Below are 20,143 nucleotides of genomic sequence, written 5' to 3' on the forward strand. Positions count from 1 at the left end.
GGCTGCGGCCCTTGACTGTTGGTTAAACATGGAGAGATCGGGATGGTTTTCTCGTCCAATGTGTTCCTGTTTCTGTTCTTGCCGATCTTTCTCGGCTTGTACTATTTGAGCGGGCAACGCTATCGCAACCTGCTGCTGCTGATTGCCAGCTATGTGTTCTACGCCTGGTGGCGAGTGGACTTCCTGGCGCTGTTCGCCGCCGTCACGCTGTGGAATTACTGGATCGGCCTGAAGGTCGGTGCCGCCGGTGTGCGTACCAAGCCGGCCCAGCGCTGGCTGCTGCTGGGCGTGGCCGTCGACCTGTGCATTCTCGGCTACTTCAAGTACGCCAACTTCGGCGTCGACAGCATCAACGTGATGATGAAGTCGGCGGGCCTGGAGCCGTTCATCCTCACCCATGTACTGCTGCCGATCGGCATCTCGTTCTACATCTTCGAGTCCATCAGCTACATCATCGACGTGTATCGCGGCGACACCCCGGCCACGCGCAACCTCATCGACTTTGCCGCATTCGTGGCGATCTTCCCGCACTTGATCGCCGGCCCCGTGCTGCGTTTTCGCGACCTGGCCGACCAGTTCAACAACCGCACGCACACCCTGGATAAATTCTCCGAGGGCTGCACGCGGTTCATGCAGGGTTTCATCAAGAAGGTATTCATTGCCGACACCCTCGCGGTGGTGGCCGACCATTGCTTCGCCCTGCAAAACCCCACCACGGGCGATGCCTGGCTCGGCGCGCTGGCCTACACCGCGCAGCTGTACTTCGACTTCTCCGGCTACAGCGACATGGCCATCGGCCTGGGCTTGATGATGGGTTTTCGCTTCATGGAAAACTTCAAGCAGCCGTACATCAGCCAGTCGATCACCGAGTTCTGGCGGCGCTGGCACATCAGCCTCTCCACCTGGCTGCGTGACTACCTCTACATCACCCTGGGCGGCAACCGCAAAGGCACATTGACCACCTACCGCAACCTGTTCCTGACCATGCTGCTCGGTGGCCTGTGGCACGGCGCGAACATCACCTACATCGTGTGGGGCGCGTGGCACGGCATGTGGCTGGCGATTGAAAAAGCCATCGGCCTGAACACCGCGCCGCGCAGCTTCAACGTGGTGCGCTGGGCTTTCACCTTCCTGCTGGTGGTGATGGGCTGGGTGATCTTCCGCGCCGAAAACCTGCACGTGGCCGGGCGTATGTACGGCGCCATGTTCAGCTTTGGCGAGTGGTCGCTGTCGGAACTCAACCGTTCCAGCCTCACCGGACTGCAAGTGGCAACCCTGGTGGTGGCCTACGCAACCCTGGCGTTCTTCGGCCTGCGCGACTTCTACACCAACCGTCCTGCGGACAAAGCCAAACCGGCCGACCCGAGCCTGATCAAGGCCGTACCGGGCGACAACCCCGGCAGCATCCATCAGCCCGGTTTCAGCGTGGGTCGCGATGCGGCTGTGCAACCGGCCTACTGGACCGCTGACTGGCCACGCTACGCCATGCGCGCGGCGGTGCTGCTGCTGTTCGTGGCATCGATTCTGAAACTGTCGGCGCAGAGTTTCTCGCCGTTCCTTTACTTCCAATTCTGAGGGAGCCGACCATGACCCGTTCATTACGCGTCCTCTATATCAGCCTGTTCCTGGCGTTGCTGCTGGCTCTGGGCGCCTGGTCGCTGCGCAGCTTCATGGGCTTCAGCACCAACGCCGACGCGACCGTGCTCAACGGTCGCTGGACCAAGGCCGTCGAGACCCATTACGACGAAGAGTTCCCGATCAAACGCCTGGGCACCAACCTGTGGGCAGCGCTGGACTACAAGCTGTTCAACGAAGGCCGCACCGGCGTGGTACTGGGTCGCGATCACTGGCTGTACAGCGATGAGGAATTCAACGCCATCGCCAACCAGGACCAGAACCTGCAAGACAACTACGCGCTGGTCGAGGGCGTGCGCCAGAAGCTCAAGGCCCGTGGCATCCAGCTGGTGATGGCGATTGTGCCGGCCAAGGTGCGCCTGTACCCGGAGCACCTGGATGAGGTGAAACCGGCGAGCATCCACGCCAACCTGTACCAGGACTTCCACGCCCGTGTCGCCGCCGACAAGATCGTCGCGCCGGACCTGCTGGGGCCGCTGCAACAGGCCAAGCTGGCTGGCACGCAAGTGTCCCTGCGCACCGACACCCACTGGACCCCGGACGGCGCGGAAATCGCGGCCAGGCAGTTGGCCAAAACCATCGCCGAGAAAACGCCGTTGAGCGGCGAGCCGCAGCGCTTTGTCACCGAGGCGGAAAAAACCGAGCCGCACAAAGGTGACCTGCGCCTGTTCCTGCCCCTGGACCCGCTGTTCGAAAACCTGATGCCGCCCAAGGAACCGCTGCAAAAACGCGTGACGCACCTGGCGCAAGACAAAGGCGACGACGCGCTGTTTGCCGACAGCGAAACCCCGGTGGCACTGGTGGGCACCAGCTACAGCGCCAACCCCAACTGGAACTTCGTCGGCGCGCTCAAGCAGGCCCTGCACAGCGACGTCATCAACTACTCCGAAGACGGCCACGGCCCGATCTTGCCGATGCTCAGCTACCTGAAAAGCGATGACTTCAAGAACAACCCGCCGCAAGTGCTGATCTGGGAGTTTCCTGAACGTTATCTGCCTGTGAACAACGAAATCGGCGACGCCGACCCTGACTGGGTTGCGCAGCTCAAACAAGCCGGTATGCGCCAGCAAAACATGGCGTCGAACAACACCCTTAAAAAATCCGAGACGCCCGACCGGGCGCAAAACTGAAAGAGAGGTAACTCACATGACTTTCACTACAACTGCGCGCCATCTCACCAAGTCCCTGGCTATCGCTGCCGGCTTGAGTTTCGTATCGATGTCCGCCTTCGCCGGTGGTGACGCCGCCCTGTACGGCCCCACCGCGCCAAAAGGCTCGAGCTTTGTGCGTATCTACAACGCCAGCAACCAGGAAGTCAGCGCCACCGTGGGCAACACCAACCTCAGTGAGGTTGCGCCACTGGCCAGCAGCGACTTCAGCTTTATGCCCGGTGGTGACTACAGCGCCAAGGTCGGCAGCCAGACCGTGCCGGTCAAACTGGCCGCCGATCACTACTACACCCTGGTCAACAGCGGCAGCGGCCAGCCGCAACTGATCGAAGAGCCGCCGTTCAAGAACAAGCAGAAAGCGCTGGTGCGTGTACAGAACCTCAGCGACAAGGCCCTGACCCTGAAAACCGCCGACGGCAAGACCGATGTGGTCAAGTCGGTGGCCGCCAAGGGCCGTGGCGAGCGTGAAATCAACCCGGTGAAGGTAAGCCTGGCGTTGTATGACGGTGACAAGAAAGTCGGCGATGTGAAGCCGGTTGCGTTGGAACGGGGTGAAGCGGCGGTGCTGTATGTCACCGGCACAGGTTCGAGCCTGTCGCCAGTGTGGGTGAAACGCCCGGTATCGACCCGCTGATCAGCTTTTGAAATTGACTCTGACTCAATCGATTCAAGGAGAAATACCGATGATTCCAGTAATCCTTTCCGGCGGCAGCGGCTCACGTCTTTGGCCGCTTTCGCGCAAACAGTTCCCAAAACAGTTCCTGGCCCTGACCGGTGAGCACACCCTGTTCCAGCAAACCCTGGAGCGCCTGGTGTTCGAAGGCATGGACGCGCCGATTGTGGTGTGCAACAAGGACCACCGTTTTATCGTCAACGAGCAGTTGAGCGCCCGCAAGCTCGAGTGCCAGCGCATCCTGATGGAACCCTTCGGCCGCAACACCGCGCCCGCCGTGGCGCTGACCGCGATGATGCTGGTCAACGAAGGCCGTGACGACCTGATGCTGGTGCTGCCGGCCGACCATGTGATCGACGACCAGAAAGCTCTGCAACGCGCCCTGGCCCTGGCCACCGTGGCCGCCGAGCGCGGCGAGATGGTGCTGTTCGGCGTCCCGGCCACCCGTCCGGAAACCGGCTACGGCTACATCAAGTCCGCCAACGATTCGCTGCTGCCCGAAGGCGTCAGCCGCGTCGAGCAGTTCGTGGAAAAACCCAATGAGAAGCGCGCCGTCGAGTTCGTCAAAAGCGGCGGCTACTTCTGGAACAGCGGCATGTTCCTGTTCCGCGCCAGCCGCTTCCTCGAAGAGCTTAAAAAGCACGATCCGGACATCTACGACACCTGCCTGCTGACCCTGGAGCGCAGCGAGCAGACCGCCGACACCGTGACCTTCGACGAAGCCACCTTCGCCTGCTGCCCGGACAACTCCATCGACTACGCCGTGATGGAAAAAACCCAGCGCGCCTGCGTGGTGCCGCTGAGTGCCGGCTGGAGCGACGTGGGCTGCTGGGCCTCGCTGTGGGCGGTCAACGAAAAGGACGCCAACGGCAACGTGAGCAAAGGCGATGTGGTGATCCAGGACAGCCGCAACTGCATGGTGCACGGCAACGGCAAGCTGGTGTCGGTGATCGGCCTGGACAATATCGTCGTGGTGGAAACCAAGGACGCGATGATGATTGCCCACAAGGACAAGGTCCAGGGCGTCAAGCAGATGGTCAACACCCTCAACGAGCAGGGTCGCAGCGAAACCCAGAACCACTGCGAAGTCTATCGTCCGTGGGGTTCCTACGACTCGGTGGACATGGGCGGGCGCTTCCAGGTCAAGCACATCTCGGTCAAGCCGGGCGCGTGCCTGTCGCTGCAGATGCACCACCACCGCGCCGAACACTGGATCGTGGTGAGCGGCACCGCCGAAGTCACCTGTGACGAGAACGTGTTCCTGCTCTGCGAGAACCAGTCCACCTACATCCCGATCGCCTCGGTGCACCGCCTGCGCAACCCGGGCAAGATCCCGCTGGAGATCATCGAAGTGCAATCGGGCAGCTACCTGGGCGAAGACGACATCGAGCGCTTCGAAGACATCTACGGCCGCTCGACGCCGCTGGAACGTGGCGTGTCGGTGAAAACTATCGCGCAGTAACACGGTCGTACAGGAAGCCCTCACCCAACCCATTGCGTCCCCTATCCGCAGTGGCTTGGGTGGGGGCTTTTTGCATTGGGGGTCCAGGTGAAACCGGTCGCCCTGCATTTACACTATAAGCGGTGTTTTCCCATGAGAAATGACGCGATCGACTAACTCGCCAGCAGGACCGCCGCGGTACTTCAATGGAATTGAAAACGGTACATCCACATAGAAGATATGCGGATTATCGGTGCTTTTTATGACATTCAACCCCGAGGTATTGACCTCATAGTAGTGCGTCATTTTATCTAACGCATTGCCATACTTGCGCTTGCCGAAGATGGTTTCGGAAATCTGCCGGGTCGGCATATCCCCTGGTGCCAGATCGGTAAAATAATGCCTGCCTCGCTTGCCGGGCAGAGGGCGACCACTCAAGTCCGAACTTGAAGGCGAAAGACTTCGATCGGCCGTGATCGCAGCATGCGGCTTGGCGCCCGTGTAGTGATAAAAAACGTTTTTGCCTTTTACGGGCGGTTCCATCAGCGCTTTTTCACCCGGAAAGCTTTCGGGTATTTTGGGTCGCTTATAGGCCGGTTGACCAATGATCCCGCTACTGCTGCCAGCGGGGCTTGTAGAACTGCCCTGGTGCACAGGCCGTTTGGTTCGTTGTGCAGACACCGTGGTGTTTGGCGCCCCACCCGGCAACCGGCTCACTCGCCACTGCCCCCCACCGGCGCTTTCCAGAAACGCTTGTACTCTAAAGAGTTTTGGCGTGTTCACGGACGCATTGGGATCTACGACAGCAACTCGTCCGTCCCGTGCATGGAAGGCCGAATCAATCTGATACACCCTGCTGACCTTGCTATCGTCGGTAAAGCGCACATACCAGTTTTCGCCGACGTTGTAGGTCCCGTCGGGCCGCAAAGGCCGGCCGCTAATGACATTATCCGGCACCGCGAAGACGCTCAGGTTAAGGTTTTGGCTCGTGCCGGCCGCAGGTGTTGACGCGCGGACGATGGCTGACGTGGCCGGTGGGACGGCATTGCTGAATAAGGGTCGCAACGGCGCGGCACGAACGATAGGAATACCCGACGCGGCCAAGGTAAAATTCGAATAAATGACACGTGCCACGCCTGGACTTTTGATCAGCCGTGGCAGAACTCGGGTGCTGGCGCGCAACACCGTCATGCCTGCCTTGCCTAAGCGAATCCCCATGGACGCGCCTCTGCCGACAACCGGCAACAAGTCCCAAAAGATCGAAGCCACCTCAATGCCAAACTGGACTTTATTGGTTTGCGATTGAGCCGCGACTTCTGCGCTACTGACGGATTGGTGGTCCGCTTGATCGATAAAAAACCCGACTTTCTGCTTGTACAGCTCATCCTGAAAGTTGCCTTCTATCGGCATAAGTGTGGCGGGAGTTTGCGTCAACTTTAACAAGTTGATGAGCGAATCAATATAGCGCAATGGGCTCTTAGCCACATCGAACGAGTTTTTCTTAAGCGCCGAGACGGCCTGAGCCACATCATCTTTACCAACCGGTGTTTGTCTGCTCGCGATGTACAGCTTCCACTCTTTCTTCTCCACCAGGGCATTCAGAGCATTCATATCCGCCACTTCGCGAAAAATCACACCATCGGGTGCGTCCGGCGTGCACAGCACCTTCTGAGCGTCGGTGTCATTGCCAATGACCATGATACCCTCAACCGGCAAACCACGATGAACAAGGGTATTGGCGACAATTTTTTTTGCATCAACTTCAGGGCGGTCAGCCTGATCAGGATAATCAAGAACTGCCGCGACCCACTGCGCCCCCCGTTTGCTGCGGGTGTCCTGGGTGGCTTGTGCCTGATAGGCGTCGGGGTTGAGTGCTGAGATAAAAGCCTCTTTATTCAGGCTGTCGCTCAAACTGGTTTTCCATGCTTTGCGCAGCTCGCCTGCTAACCCCGACGGGGCATCGGTGACCAATGCCTTCTTAAGCATTTCGGTATACGCACCGCCCACATCAACAGTATTCACTAGCTCCCTGAGCACCCGGTCTTCCAGGACCACCGGTTTACCGCCGTCGCCCAGGACGGGATTACCGTGAATGTCGTTCAGCGGCAGCTTGTAAGTCGTGTGGGAAAAAAGACCGCTCTGCAGGGCCGGAAACTCGCTAGGGTTTTTCAACGCCAGATCCGTCAGCGTGACTTCGCGGTAGCTGATATTGGCCGCATGAGAACGACTACTGAATTTGCCATTGTGAAGAGCGGACGTTGTCTTCACCTGCACCCGTAGCGAGTCAGCATCCACCTGTGCAGAGGGATACAGCTTTTTGATGGCCTCGTTCATCCTGTCTCGGGAAAAAGTGCCCAAGGACGGGATTTTTTCGAACAGCGGAGCCAGCGCGCGCCTGCTTTTTTCCTCCGAGTAATGCAGAAAATCAAACAAGGCATCCTGCGCAGGGCTCAGCTTTTTCAGCCACTCTGGCGCCAACTTGTCGACCAGCTTTTCATCCCGCGCCGCCATCGCGTTTTCCCCACTGAGCAAATACGACCAGTCAGCGTCATCATCTATACGCTTCAACGACTCCGGTTCTTGCGATACTCGGGCAAAGGCCGCTTTGATTTCTTCCTGCTGGCGCTTGAGCATCCAGGGGATTGCCTCCGCCAGCACATCCCCCGTCAGGGGTTCAGCGCTGAACATCACGTCTGCACCAGATGGAGGCTCAGGCTTGTTTTGCAACGACAATGGCAGGGTTTGCCGCAACAGATCAGCATTGATTCCACCCGCATCAATGCGCTGTGCAATCACTTGGCGTGCCTGAGCTGGAGTAGCGTACTCTTCGATCCCTTCACCGGGGGTACACAACACAACCGGCCCGTTTGCATCATCCAGTTGCAGGGTCCGGCCCTTCGTCCAAGTGGGAGGCGTAGAGTGGGAACCGTCGGTCTTGGTGATGAGAAAGCATCCAGCCATCAAGGCACCCCGCTCAGTACCGTCATCAATGGTAAGCGGGTATACACCAGGGCGCGCACCGTTGGGGAAGGCATTTTCGCGTTCGGCCAACGTTGGGTATTGCAGTGCGGTGTCGAGCAATTGCTTGCCCGCAGCGCTTAGTGTTCCATCGCTGGCACGCAAGGCGGCAAGGGTCGACAACTGCTGCTTGTGCAGAGTCAACAAATCGTCCTGAGGGGCTGACAGAACAGCGGGATTCCTCCTTGTCGGGCGCGGATTTGTCCAGTATGTCTGAAGAGCCTTTGGAAATTCCGTGACAACACGCTGGGCAACCTCATCCAACGAGAGTTTGGTCACCAAATCGTAACTCCCATCAAATACATCGGAAAGCACAGCGCTGTCGCTTTCGACCTTTTGGCCAGGGTTGGCCAGGAGTGCCGCAATCTTCAGGTTCAACGCCTCCAGCAACGGCCGCGAATCCAGCGTTCGAATGCTGCCATCGCTCTGTGAGATGCGATGCCTGTATTCCAGATCTTCAGGCTTCAGGTTCGGCTGATCCGCAAACATTTTTGCCAGTTCCTGCTTCAGGAAATTCTGAAAGCTTGGTTGCTTACTGTGCAAACGTTGCATGTCACGGGTAAGGGAGCGGTGTTGAGAATTAAATGCCTCCTGATCGCTGACCTTGAAGTGAGCGACCAGCTCAGGGTATTCCACCCAAACCGGTGATATTCCGAGCGAGGTGGGTAGAGGAATACCGGTTGGTGCGTAAGTCAAAACAGGTGAAGAAGGCGCGGTATTTTTCAAGCTGTCATCAGCGCCGGCGGCTCCAACATCGGTTTTGTTCAAGGGATTGTGAGCTTGCGCATGGTCGAGGCGAAGTGAGTTTCGAGCCGATCCCAACATATAAAAATAGTCCTGCTGAGTGAAGTGAGTGTGTCACTACGCTCCCTGTAGATCACCGGCTAAGTGGCTGTTCAATACCTGGCGGTTCCTCGTGAATGTAAGACCAGTTGCTCTGGTACTGTGGGCAACCTCCAGCGGTCCCCGCAGGTGACCAGTGAAGACCGGCTTTGCGTAAAGCCCATACAGGCCCCCCCCGCCCCGGACGTGCGCATAGTCAAGCGTGGCTGTGGACGAGTAGAATGGTTCATCTATCGATGAGATTGCCCCCCATGTTCTTCGGCGTTCTCCTGATCATCACCTGGCTGATCCTGCTGCTGCGCTACCCGGCCAAAGCCTTGCCGGTGTCCCTGGCCGCCGCCGCAGGCCTGGGTCTGGTCGCGGTGTGGGTGGTGTGGCTGGACAACCGCGAAGCCTCGCAACTGGCGCGCCTTGAACTGCGCATTGTCTACGCACCCCAGGAATGCCCCGCCGACCGCCCACTGAAACTGACCCTGAACAACGGCAACGACGTACCCCTCATCGAACTGCGCTGGCGCGTCGCCGCCTACGCACCGGGCGACAGCGTGAACCTGGCCGACAACGTCTACGCCGCTCCGCGCTATCGCGGCCCCGGCGAACTGCAGGCCGGCGCCACCTGGGACGACTGCCTGCCCACCCCGCCGCTGCGCCCCGGTTACCGCGCGCAAACCCTGGAATTTCGTGCCGAGCACCTGCAAGGCAGTTTCTCGGACTGACAAAGGATTGACCCATGCCCAACGTACTCATCACCGGCTGCTCCAGCGGCATCGGCCGCGCCCTGGCCGACACGTTTAAAAGCGCAGGCTTCGACGTGTGGGCCAGCGCCCGCCGCGCGGACGATGTCGCCGCCCTCGCCGCCGCAGGCTTGCGGGCCGTGCAGCTGGACGTCAACGACAGCGCCGCCCTGCAGCACCTGGCCGAGCAACTGGGCGAGCTGGATGTGCTGGTCAACAACGCCGGCTACGGCGGCATGGGGCCGCTGCTCGACGGCGGCACCGAGGCCATGCAGCGCCAGTTCGAGACCAATGTGTTTTCCGTTGTCGGCGTGACCCAGGCGCTGTTCCCGGCCCTGCGGCGCAGCAAGGGCCTGGTGGTGAACATCGGCAGCGTCTCCGGTGTGCTGGTCACCCCGTTTGCCGGTGCCTACTGCGCCTCCAAAGCCGCCGTGCACGCCCTGAGCGACGCCTTGCGCATGGAACTGGCGCCGTTCGGCATCCGCGTGATGGAAGTGCAACCCGGCGCGATCAATACCCAATTTGCGAAAAACGCCGGCGCCCAGGCCGAACAGTTGATCAACGAACAATCACCCTGGTGGCCCCTGCGCGAAAGCATCCGCGCCCGCACCCAGGCCTCACAGAACAAGCCGACACCCGCCAGCGTATTCGCGGCGCATGTGCTCAAGGCCGCGCAACAGCAACAGCCCCCGCGCCTGCTGCGCTCGGGCAATGGCAGTCGGGTGTTGCCGTTGATGGCGGCGTTGTTGCCCAAGGGCTTATTGGAAAAAGCATTGAAGAAACGCTTTGGCTTGAATGGGAGTTTATAAATGATCGACTACAGCGACTTTTTCGAAGAAGTGATCCAGACCCACATCGAGATCGAACAATGGTTCGCCGGTGTGGCACCGGAAGGCACACTGCAGCATTTACTGGCGCGCTTTTCGCCGGAGTTCACCATGATTGCGCCGTCCACCGGTACGCGCATGAATGCGGCCGGGGTCAATTATCTGTTTACGCGGCTCGGCGGGCAGCGCCCGGGGTTGAAGATTACCTTGAGCGAGCTGACCGGCATTGATCGGCACGCGCGCGGGGCCATCGTCAGTTACCGCGAGCATCAGGTCGATGACAGCGGCACCCAGACGGACCGCCGGGCCACGGTGGTGTTCGAGAAGCTGGCCAGCGGCGCCCTGCTGTGGCGCCATTTGCACGAGACCTACTGCCAGGCCTGATCGGCCCATTCCCCCAAGGCTGGCCCGCGCGCGCGGTCGCCAGCCCGCTCATTTCGCCGCAATACAATTTCGCTACAGAACTGAACGGGCGCTATGGGTACAGTCGCGTCCTGAATCCAGACTCAGCATCCTCAGACCCCTCTCGCGTTTGTCGTTGATCGTAGTCCGCCTCGATCCCATCACGCCCTTGGGTGACCCCTATCAAGCTTTTCAGCAGATCGCGTTCGTGCCGCACGCTGTGCACCCTGTCCCTGGTGTTGATCGCCGGCTGCTCGGTCGCCCCATTGCCTGCCTTGAAACCGTCCACGCCGCAGGCCTGGCGCAACACACCGCCCGCCCTGGCGGCGCAAAAGCCCGATTTGAATCAGTGGTGGCACGCCTTCAATGACCCCGAACTCGATGCCCTGGTGGCGCGTGCCCTGCACCACAATCTGGAGGTGGGGGCGGCCATCGAGCGGTTGCGGGCCACCCGCGTGCTCAGCCGTAGCGCGCAGGCGCCGTACCTGCCGTCGCTGGGCGTGAAAACCCACGATGCGATCAGCCCCGACACCAGCACCTCGTACTTTCTGATCGGCTTCGATGCGCAGTGGGAGTTGCCCCTGTTCGGTGCCCGGCAGAGTGCCGCGCGCCTGGCCCAGGGTCATGAAGCGCTGGTGCAGGCCGATGTGCGCAGCGTGCAAGTGTCACTGGTGGCCGAGCTCACGCGGCAGTGGCTGGAGCTGCGTTCGGCGCAACAGGCGCAGCTCAGCCTGACCCGCCAGCGCGACACCCAGCGGGAAAAACTGACGCTGCTGCGCGTGCGCGAGCACTTGGCCCTGGCCTCGCCCGCCGAAGTGGCCGCCGCTGAAGTGGAACTGGCCCAGGCCGAGATGAGCCTGAGCGCGCCGCGTCAGTTGATCAACCGCCATGCGCAGCAGTTGGCGCTGCTGGCGGGCCAACCCGAACCGGACGCGCGCTGGCTGCAACCGCGACCGCCGCCCACCCTTGGCTCCTGGCAACTCGACAACCTGCCGGCGGACCTGTTGCGCACGCGCCCGGACATCGCTGGCGCCGAGGCACAGGTGCTGGTCGCCGCCGGGGAGCTGGGCATGAGCCGCGCCGACATGTACCCACGCCTGAGCCTGGGCGCCTCGTTGCAGTGGTCGGTGAACATCGCCAGCAACCGCAAACGCACGCCCAGCGGCAACGGCATTTTCTCGGCAGGACCGGGCATCAGCATTCCGTTGTTCGACTGGGGCCAACGCGCCAGCGCCGCTCGCGCCAGCGACCACCTGCTGCAGGCCGCCCTGCTGGATTATCGCCAGGCCGTCCTGCAAGGCGTCACCCAGGTGGAAATGGCGCTGGGGGACCTGGAACAGACACGGCTGCGTGAACAGGCATCCCGCCAGGCACAGGCAGCAACGCAAGCACGCCTGCACGCCTTGCGACAGCGCGCGCAGCTGGGGTTAATGAGCACGCTGGCGCTGGCGGGCGCCGAGGTGCAGGCGCAGCAGGCCCTGCAACAGGCCGACGCTGCCAGCACTGAACGGGGTATCGCCTACATCGCGCTGTACAAGGCGCTTGGTGGCGCGCCGTTGCCGGCAGGCGCAATCAAGGAAGCGGACTGATGGTCGCGCTCGCCCGCCTGACCCTGATCCATGAATGGCGCCGCTTCCTGCCGGCAATCATTGCCGTGGGCTTCGCCGGGTTGCTGCAATTGCTGCAGGCCGCGCTCGTGCTGGGCATCTTTGGCAGCGCCAGCGTGTATATCACCGGCTCCACGGCCGACCTGTGGGTTGGCTACCCCGGCACCCAGAGCGTCAACCTCGGCAGGCCCATCGATGCCGGCGTGGAGATGCGCTTGCGCATGGACGCCGATGTGGTGCGGGTGGAACCGTTTCGCTGGGTCGACGCCGATTGGCGCGGCGCACGGGACACCGGCGGCGTGTCGGTGTTTGTGTCGGGTATCGACGCGGGCCCGCAAGGCCTGATGTTTGAACGCGTGCTATCGACCGATCTGCGCGCACGCCTGGACGAACCCGGCGCCGTGATCATCGACCGCGCCGACCTCGACAGCCTGGGCGTCAACCTGGGGGACGCCGCAACCATCAACGGCCATCGCGTGCGCGTGGTCGGCATCACCAGCGGCCTGCGGGCGCTGGGCGGGGTGAACGTACTGGCGTCGCTGACCACCGCGCGACAACTCGACACCACCGCGCCCGCAGACCGCATTACCTACCTGGTGGCCAAGGTGCGCGACCCCGCCCAGGCCGAAGCGGTTGCCGCCCGCCTGGGCGACGGCGCCGCGTTCGGCAGCTACGCAGTGTGGACGGCACAACAGTTCGCCCAGCGCTCGCAGTTGTACTGGATGTTCGACACGGGCGCCGGGGCCGGCGTGCTGTTTCTCGCCGCCATCGTGTTTCTGGTGGGCGCCGTGATCACCAGCCAGACGCTGGTGGCGGCGGTCGTCGGTTCAATCCGCGAATACGCCACCTTGAACGCCCTCGGCGTCGGCGTCACGGCCCTGCGCAAAGTGGTGATGGAACAGGCGTTCTGGGTCGGGGCCCTGGGCCTGCTCGGCAGTTCGCTGCTGGCCGGGCTGTTCTTCGTACTGGCCGGCTACTACAACGTGCCACTGCAACTCTCGCCCATTGCCGCGCTGGCATGCCTGCTGCTGAGCATGACCCTGGCCCTGGTCTCAGGCCTGGCGGCCATCCGCACCCTGCGTCACGCCGACCCGGCGAGCCTTTTGAGATGAACCGCCCATGCGCGTCATGACCTCGGCAGCACCCTTCACCCTGCACGCCAGCGGGATCAGCAAATCCTTTACCTCGGGACGGGTGGTAACCCCCGTGCTGCACGACATCACCCTGGCGATACGGCCGGGCGAACTGACCCTGATCTCCGGCCCGTCCGGCTGCGGCAAAAGCACCCTGCTTGCGATTCTCAGCGGTCTGCAACGGCCCGACCGCGGCAGCGCCAGCGCACTCGGGCACGACCTGGCCAGCCTCGACGCGCGCGCCCTTGAGCAGTTTCGCCTGCGACACACCGGCTTTGTGTTCCAGGGCTTCAACCTGTTTCCGGCGTTGACCGCGCTGCAACAGGTGGCGCTGCCGTTGGGCTACCTCGGGCTGCCGGCCAGGGAAATCCAGCAACGCGCCATCGAAGCGCTGGAAGAGGTCGGCCTGGGTACGCGCCTGAAACTGCGCCCGGCCGAATTGTCCGGCGGCGAAAAGCAGCGCGTCGCGATTGCGCGGGCAGTGGCCAAGGCGCCCGAGTTGTTGTTCGCCGACGAACCGACCAGTGCGCTGGACGCCGCCAACGGCCACATCGTGATCGACATCCTGCACCGCATCGCCCGCACCCGGGGCACCACGGTGCTGTGCGTCAGTCATGACCCGCGCTTGATCAGCAATGCCGACCGGGTGTTGACCATCGAAGACGGCCGCATCCTCAACGACACCCCTTTTCCCTTCCAGCCGGCGGCGCCCGCCGGTGCCCAGGAACCCTGCGCATGAACCCACGTCTGTTTCGCCCCTGGCTGTTGTTGAGCAGCGCACTGCTGGTGCTGAGCGCCTGCTCCCGTGAAGACGTCCCGACCAGGCCCGCTGCGGCGCCCCCGACGTACCTTGCGGTGGCGCGCGGCCGCATCGACGTGGAGGGCGGCCTGCTCAGGCTTGGCGTCACCCGTGACGGCGTGGTGGCCGAGATCAAGGCCAATGAAGGCGAGTCCGTCAAGCAGGGCCAGTTGCTCGCCACACTGGACAGTGAGGCCGCGCAACTGGCGGTGGCTGCCGCGTTGGGGGAGCAACAGCAGGTGGAGGTCCAGGCCAGGCAACTGACCAGGCAACTCACGTTCGCCGAGCAAACGGCTGCGCGCTTGAGCACGGCCGCTGCCGCCGGTGCCGGCGATAGCCAGAGCGCCGACGAGGCCCGCGAGAGCGCCGCGCGTTTACGCGACGCGCTTGAAAAGAATCAGGGCGACGCCCAGGCAGCCGCAAGAAAGTTGACGGCGGCCCGCTACGAACTGACCCGGCGCAGCCTGCGTGCGCCCATCGACGCCGAGGTGGTGCGCCGCCTGATCCAGCCTGGCGCCGCCGTCTCCGCACAATCGGGCGCGGCATTCGTGTTGCTGCCCAACCAGCCACGGATCGTGCGCGCCGAGCTGAATGAGTCATTCACCGGCGTGGTGATCCCGGGGATGAAGGCCGAGGTCACCGACGACAGCGTCAACGGCTCCACGCCGCTGACCGCCCATGTTGTGCGCATCAGCTCAGTGCTGGGCAGCAGCACCCTGGAAGACGACCCCCAGGTCAGGGCCAATATGCGCACGGTGGAATGCATACTCGCGTTTGACCAACCACCGCCGGCATCGCTACGGGTGGGGCAGCGCATGCTGGTGCGGTTTGGGCCGTAGCTATCGGCATATGCTGCCCTGTGGCAGACGGGCCACCGTGGCAAGCCCGCTACTGTGGCGAGCAGGCTTGTCCTGCGTTGGGCTGCGCAGCAGCCCCAAAACCAGGCGCTGAGGCGTATCAGGTACACCGCATTTTGCTGGATTGGGGGCGCTTCGCACCCCAACGCGGGGCAAGCCCGCTCGCCACAAAAGACCGCCGTCACAGCTTGCTCGCCACAGTTCGCCAAGGTTCAGTGCCGCATTGGCTTCACGATCACGGTGCAGGTAATCCCGGCCGCCAACAAAACACCCTCCGGCACCTGATCGATATGAATGCGCACCGGCACGCGCTGGGCCAGTCTCACCCAGTTGAAGGTGGGGTTCACATCCGCAATCAGTTCCCGGCTCTCGGGGTTGTCACGGTCGTAGATGCCGCGCGAAATGCTTTCCACATGGCCCTTCAAGGTCTCGCCGCTCATCAATTGCATATCGGCGCTGTCGCCCACCTTTACATGGGGCAACTTGGTTTCTTCAAAGAAGCCGTAGACCCAGAACGAGTTCATGTCCACCACGGCCATTTTGGCTTCGCCGATGCGTGCATAGTCGCCGCGGTGCACGTTGAGGTTGGTGACGTAGCCGTCGACCGCCGCGAGCACCCGGGTGCGTTTGAGGTTGAGTTCGGCGGCCTCCAGTTGCGCCAGGGCGCGCTGGTAATCGGCCAGGGCCGCGTCGGCGATGTTGCTGGCATCGTCGCGGTTCTCTCTGGAGATCACCAGCGCGTCGAGGTCGGCGCGGCGGTGGGCGTTGACCTTGCGCATGTCCCAGGTGGCTTTGCGGGAGGCCACCAGCGACTGCGCCTGCTTGACCGCAATGCGGTAATGCTCGGGGTCGATCTGCATCAGCAGGTCGCCTTTTTTGACCAACTGGTTATCGCGCACGGGCACCTCGATCACCTCGCCGGTCACGTCGGCCGCGACGTTGATGATGTCGGCACGCACGCGGCCGTCGCGGGTCCAGGGCGTGTCCATGTAATGCACCCACAGCGTGCGGCCAATCCAGATCGCCAGCGCCAATACCAGCAAGGTGGCGAGCAGGCTGAAAAACTTTTTCATCGGGGCATTCTCAACGGTAGATGCAGAGCGCCAGCGCGCCGAACAGGCAGACGAACAGGCTCAGGCGCAGCAACGCCGGGTGCCAGAAGAAACGGTACAGATCAAACCCCGCTATACAGCGATCCAGCGCCCAGGCAAGGCCCGCCGCGATCAGGAACATCAGGATGATGCTTGGCATGTAGAAGCCGTGGAACGCGATTTCACGAGGCATGCAGCGGTCCTTGCGGGTCGAGCAACGAGGTGCGGATAAAGTGCAGATAGCTTTTGACCCGGCGCAGGGCCGAGGTGTCGAAGTGCGGGGCGAAGGGTTCGTCGGTGGCCTGCACGCGGCTGATCGCGTGGTCGACGGCGATCAACCCGCGCTCCAGGTTGCCGGCGTTGGGTTGCAGGAACAGGCGCATCAGCGCACGGCCCATCACGCGGATGGCCTGGCGCCAGGGTTGGGGTTCGGCGTAGACCGGGTGCACCGGCAGCAGCGCCTGCTCGTTGCGCAACTCAATGATCGCATGGCCGACTTCCTGCACCAGCAGCATCCAGCGCAGCAGGTCGCGCTGCACCTGCGGCTGCGCGACGGCGAGGCCGTAGGCCTGGTGCAGCAGGTCACGGCTGCGGCTTTCAAACCGTGCGGTCAGGCCCTTGAGCTTGCCGCCGATGGCATACACCACTTGCTCGCGCAGGTCCTGCTCCAGGCGACGCCACAGCCAGCGGCTGTTGGGCGGCAGGATGATCGCCCCGGCCGCCGCGCACACCAGCATGCCGATCACCATGGCCAGGTAATCGTTGATAAAGGTGTAGGGGTTGTAGACCGTGAGGTTGTCCGGCACCGAGCCGGTGCTGAAGAAAATCAGCAGGCCAAGGCCCACCCCGGCGTACTGCGGGCGTGAGGCGAGGAAGGCGCCCAGCACGATCACCGGCGCAAGCACCACGCAGAGCAGCGGGAAACCGTCGATCCAGGGGAAGATGAAGAACATTTCGACAAACCCCACCAGTGCGCCGATCAAGGTGCCGCAGGCCATCTGGAACGCCATGCGTTTGGGGTTGGGCGTGGCGGCGGAAAGGCCGACCGTCGCGGCGGCGATCAGCGTCATGGTGGCGCCGCTGGGCCAGGCGGTGGCCACCCAGTAACTGCCCAGAACAATCAGGATGAACGCCGCGCGAATGCCCGAAGCGGCGCAGGCCAGCCAGTTGGTTTTGGGGGTGTAGGGTGCGTTCCCTTGTTCGCGCGCATGGCGATGATCGGCCAGGGACGCGTGGGTTTGCGCGTAGTTGTAAAGGTCGTCGACGAAGCGATAGAGCAGCTCGCAGGCGGTATGAAAGTCCAGGTGCTCGGCGTCGCCTGGGCTGCCCTGCTCAAAGTGCGCACGCAGGCTGCGCAGCGCAGTGGGCAGGCCTTGCCGATAGGCGCGCAGTTGCTCGGCAAGGCGTGCGGCGTCAGCACAGGTGAGGGCGCGGCCCGAGAAACCATCGAGGTGTTCCGCGAGGTCCTGCAGGCCCGGTTTGATCGCATCCACCCCGTGATCGGCGCCGCCCGCCCGCAGTCGCGCCAGCAACTGATGCAGAGCGTTGAAGCGCGTGGTGAGGCTCATGAATTCGCTGTTGAGGCGGTTGAGCCGACCGTTGCGCCGGCGCATGTGCGGGTCTTCGAACACCGTGACGCTGCGTAGCCCTTCCAGGCCCACGGCCTCGGCGATAAAGCGCACGTTGGCGGCTTCGAACCCATCGCGTTGGTTGCGCCCACGCAGGCCGTCGGTGACAAACAGCGCGAACACGCCAAAACGCTGATACAGCGCATTGCGCATGGCGGCGCTGGCGGTTTGCGGCAGGAGCGCGGCGCTGACCAGCGTGGAGCAAAGGATCCCCAGGGAGATTTCCAGCACGCGCCACACCGCCGCCATAAAGGCGCTGTTTGGGTGCGCCAGCGCCGGCAAGCCGACCATCGCCGCCGTGTAGCCGGCCAGCACAAAACCATAGGCGCGAAAGTTGCGGTTGCGCGTCGCGCCCGCCGTGCACAGGCCAACCCAGATCGCCAGCGCACCGAGGAACAGTTCGGTGTGCTGCGCAAACAGCGCGATCAGCAACACCATCACCGCCGAGCCGGCCAGGGTGCCGAGCAAGCGATAGAAACTCTTGGCGAACACCTGGCCGCTCTGCGGTTGCATCACGATAAACACGGTGATCATGGCCGTGCGTGGCTGCGGCAATTCCAGGCGCATGGCCAGCCACAGCGTGAGGAACGCGGCGATCAGCACCTTGAAGATATATACCCAGGTCACGCCGTCGCTGCGCGCCCAGTCGAAGAAACCACGGCGCCATTCAAGGGACTGCAGGTATTTCATTGCGGCGCGTCCTGCCCGGCGTCGAGGCCGCCGCCCAGTGCCGTCACCAGCTCGGCATGGGCACTCAGGCGCGCGGCCTGCACCTGCTGCTCGATCTGCTGCTGGCGAAACAGCAGGGTCTGCGCGTTCAGCACATTGAGGTAGTCGGTGAGGCCGCGTTGGTAGGCGATGGTCGCAATGTCATAGGTGTTCTGCGCTGACGCCACCGATTGCGCCGCGAAAGCGGCTTGCTTGTCCAGGGATTCGCGGCGGATCAATTGGTCGCTGATGCCCTTGAGTGCGTTGACCAGGGTCTGGTTGTAGTGCGCCACGGCGATGTCATACCCGGCGCTGGCTTCACCCAGCTCGGCACGCAACCGTCCGCCGTCGAAGATCGGCAAGGTGATCGCCGGCCCGAGGGTGTAGTTGAATTTTTTCCCCGCCAGGAACCCCAGCATGCCGCCGCCGGTGGCCACGTAGCCAAGGCCGCCGACCAGGTCGACATTGGGGTAGAAACCGGCCTGAGCGACATCGATGCCACGCGCCTGCGCCGCGACCTGCCAGCGGCTGGCGACCACGTCCGGGCGCTGGCCGAGCAACTGCGCAGGCAGGCGCGATGGCAACTTCAGCGGCGTGGCGAGTGACAGCGTCGGACGCTGCAACTGCGCGCCCTCCCCGGGTCCTTTACCGGCAAGCGCCGCCAGCTGGTTGCGGCCCAGGGCGATTTCTTCGTCGACAGCGTCCAGTTGACGGTGGATTTCCGGCAATGGGGTTTCAGCCTGGCTGACCTCCAAATGCGTGCCGATGCCCGCGTCCAGACGCTTATTGGCCAGGTCGAGAATTTGCTCTTGCTGGGCCAGCGTGGCTGCAACGATATCGCGATTGGCGTAGTGCAACGACAACTGGATATAGGCGCGCACCACGTTGTTTTGCAGCTCGAGTTGAGCCTGGCGTGCCTCGGCCGCGCTCAGATGGGCCAGGTCGACGGCACGCTCGCTGGCATTGCTTTCCCGGCCCCACAGGTCAAGGGCGTAGCTCAGGCCCAGGGATGAAGTGTTGTCCCAGGTGCTCGACCCGCTCAGCTCGCCGGGGCCATAGAACTGATCCTTCGGCCAATGGTGACGCTTGAGGGCGGTGTCGCTGTTGATCTGCAATGATTCGGCCGACTCGGCAACTCCGGCCAGCGCCCGTGCCTGACGCACTCTGGCGGCGGCCATGGCCATGCTCGGGCTGCTTTGGGTCGCAAGCTCGACCCAGCGGTCGAGTTGAGGATCGCCATAGGCCTGCCACCATTGCGCGCTGGGCCAGTGCGCATCCTGGGCGGCGTGCTGGATAGCCTCATCGGAGGCCAGGTTATTGGCGTTCAAGGGCTGGTCTTGAGGGGCGATGCCTCCGGTTCCGAGACAGCCGCTGATTGCTAACGATAAAGCCCAAACACTGAGAGTCTTCAGCTCTCTGCTGATGCGACGCGGCACGGCAAGCGAATTCCTGAGGGGTACGGGTGCTGGGGAGAGGCGGCGCAATTCTAGGCGGGGCGTTGGAGGAGGATAAGCTGGCATTCCTGTGAATCTTTGTTACCGTTCACGCGACAATCCGTTGGTAGGGATCACTGGACGG

The 20,143-nt window shown here is 62.6% G+C and carries 15 protein-coding genes and 1 pseudogene; 11 read left to right on the forward strand and 5 right to left on the reverse strand.

Annotated features, from left to right (window positions below):
* Window positions 1-42: 42 nt before the first annotated feature.
* Genes TU79_RS03835 through TU79_RS03850 form a run of 4 tightly spaced genes read left to right on the forward strand, consistent with a single transcriptional unit; the run spans window position 43 to window position 4,939 of the window.
* Window positions 43-1,575 (forward strand): MBOAT family O-acyltransferase, encoded by a 1,533-nt coding sequence (locus TU79_RS03835; protein ID WP_015371217.1) that lies wholly within the window; start codon window positions 43-45, stop codon window positions 1,573-1,575.
* 11 nt (window positions 1,576-1,586) lie between these two features.
* Entirely contained in the window at window positions 1,587-2,765 is a 1,179-nt protein-coding gene (locus TU79_RS03840; protein WP_057006802.1) for an alginate O-acetyltransferase, read from the forward strand.
* A 16-nt stretch (window positions 2,766-2,781) separates the two neighbouring features.
* A complete protein-coding gene (locus tag TU79_RS03845; RefSeq protein ID WP_057006803.1) occupies window positions 2,782-3,438 on the forward strand; it encodes an alginate O-acetyltransferase AlgF in 657 nt (218 codons plus the stop codon).
* Window positions 3,439-3,487: 49 nt separating this feature from the next.
* Window positions 3,488-4,939, forward strand: a complete 1,452-nt coding sequence (locus TU79_RS03850; RefSeq protein ID WP_057006804.1) for a mannose-1-phosphate guanylyltransferase/mannose-6-phosphate isomerase — start codon at window positions 3,488-3,490, stop codon at window positions 4,937-4,939.
* A 108-nt stretch (window positions 4,940-5,047) separates the two neighbouring features.
* On the opposite strand, the gene TU79_RS03855 is transcribed toward TU79_RS03850, so the two are convergent.
* Window positions 5,048-8,704, reverse strand: a complete 3,657-nt coding sequence (locus TU79_RS03855; RefSeq protein ID WP_175437650.1) for a dermonecrotic toxin domain-containing protein — start codon at window positions 8,702-8,704, stop codon at window positions 5,048-5,050.
* A 326-nt stretch (window positions 8,705-9,030) separates the two neighbouring features.
* Here TU79_RS03855 and TU79_RS03860 point away from each other — a divergent pair, with 326 nt between their 5' ends.
* The 7 genes and pseudogenes from TU79_RS03860 (at window position 9,031) to TU79_RS03890 (ending at window position 15,120) form a co-directional block, all read left to right on the forward strand.
* Entirely contained in the window at window positions 9,031-9,495 is a 465-nt protein-coding gene (locus TU79_RS03860; protein WP_057006806.1) for a hypothetical protein, read from the forward strand.
* Between the two features lie 14 nt (window positions 9,496-9,509).
* On the forward strand, window positions 9,510-10,322 hold the full coding sequence (locus TU79_RS03865; protein ID WP_057006807.1) for an SDR family oxidoreductase: 813 nt from the start codon (window positions 9,510-9,512) through the stop codon (window positions 10,320-10,322).
* Window positions 10,323-10,724, forward strand: coding sequence for a hypothetical protein (locus tag TU79_RS03870; RefSeq protein ID WP_057006808.1), 402 nt, complete (start codon window positions 10,323-10,325; stop codon window positions 10,722-10,724).
* A gap of 191 nt (window positions 10,725-10,915) precedes the next feature.
* Window positions 10,916-12,331 carry an efflux transporter outer membrane subunit gene (locus TU79_RS03875; RefSeq protein ID WP_057006809.1) on the forward strand — a complete coding sequence of 472 codons (1,416 nt, stop codon included), beginning with the start codon at window positions 10,916-10,918 and terminating at the stop codon, window positions 12,329-12,331.
* On the forward strand, window positions 12,331-13,461 hold the full coding sequence (locus tag TU79_RS03880) for an ABC transporter permease (protein WP_057006810.1): 1,131 nt from the start codon (window positions 12,331-12,333) through the stop codon (window positions 13,459-13,461). The genes TU79_RS03875 and TU79_RS03880 overlap by 1 nt, the downstream gene beginning before the upstream one ends.
* A 109-nt stretch (window positions 13,462-13,570) precedes the next feature.
* Window positions 13,571-14,221: pseudogene (locus TU79_RS03885) on the forward strand (ABC transporter ATP-binding protein); the annotation flags it as partial.
* Window positions 14,218-15,120, forward strand: a complete 903-nt coding sequence (locus TU79_RS03890; RefSeq protein ID WP_057006812.1) for an HlyD family secretion protein — start codon at window positions 14,218-14,220, stop codon at window positions 15,118-15,120. The pseudogene TU79_RS03885 and the gene TU79_RS03890, both read left to right, overlap by 4 nt.
* 230 nt (window positions 15,121-15,350) lie before the next feature.
* Here the strand turns inward: TU79_RS03890 and TU79_RS03895 are convergent, their stop codons facing one another.
* From TU79_RS03895 to TU79_RS03910, 4 genes are read right to left on the reverse strand one after another with little or no spacing between them, the layout of a single operon-like run.
* Window positions 15,351-16,211 (reverse strand): efflux RND transporter periplasmic adaptor subunit, encoded by an 861-nt coding sequence (locus TU79_RS03895; protein WP_057006813.1) that lies wholly within the window; start codon window positions 16,209-16,211, stop codon window positions 15,351-15,353.
* 10 nt (window positions 16,212-16,221) lie between these two features.
* Window positions 16,222-16,422 carry a DUF1656 domain-containing protein gene (locus TU79_RS03900; RefSeq protein ID WP_057006814.1) on the reverse strand — a complete coding sequence of 67 codons (201 nt, stop codon included), beginning with the start codon at window positions 16,420-16,422 and terminating at the stop codon, window positions 16,222-16,224.
* On the reverse strand, window positions 16,412-18,547 hold the full coding sequence (locus TU79_RS03905) for an FUSC family protein (protein ID WP_057006815.1): 2,136 nt from the start codon (window positions 18,545-18,547) through the stop codon (window positions 16,412-16,414). The genes TU79_RS03900 and TU79_RS03905 overlap by 11 nt, the downstream gene beginning before the upstream one ends.
* Window positions 18,544-20,001: an efflux transporter outer membrane subunit gene (locus TU79_RS03910; RefSeq protein WP_057006816.1), complete on the reverse strand. Its 1,458-nt coding sequence runs from the start codon at window positions 19,999-20,001 to the stop codon at window positions 18,544-18,546. Before TU79_RS03910 ends, TU79_RS03905 begins: the two co-directional genes overlap by 4 nt.
* Between the last annotated feature and the right edge of the window lie 142 nt (window positions 20,002-20,143).

Source organism: Pseudomonas trivialis (assembly GCF_001439805.1).
In the GTDB taxonomy this organism is placed as follows: domain Bacteria; phylum Pseudomonadota; class Gammaproteobacteria; order Pseudomonadales; family Pseudomonadaceae; genus Aquipseudomonas; species Aquipseudomonas trivialis.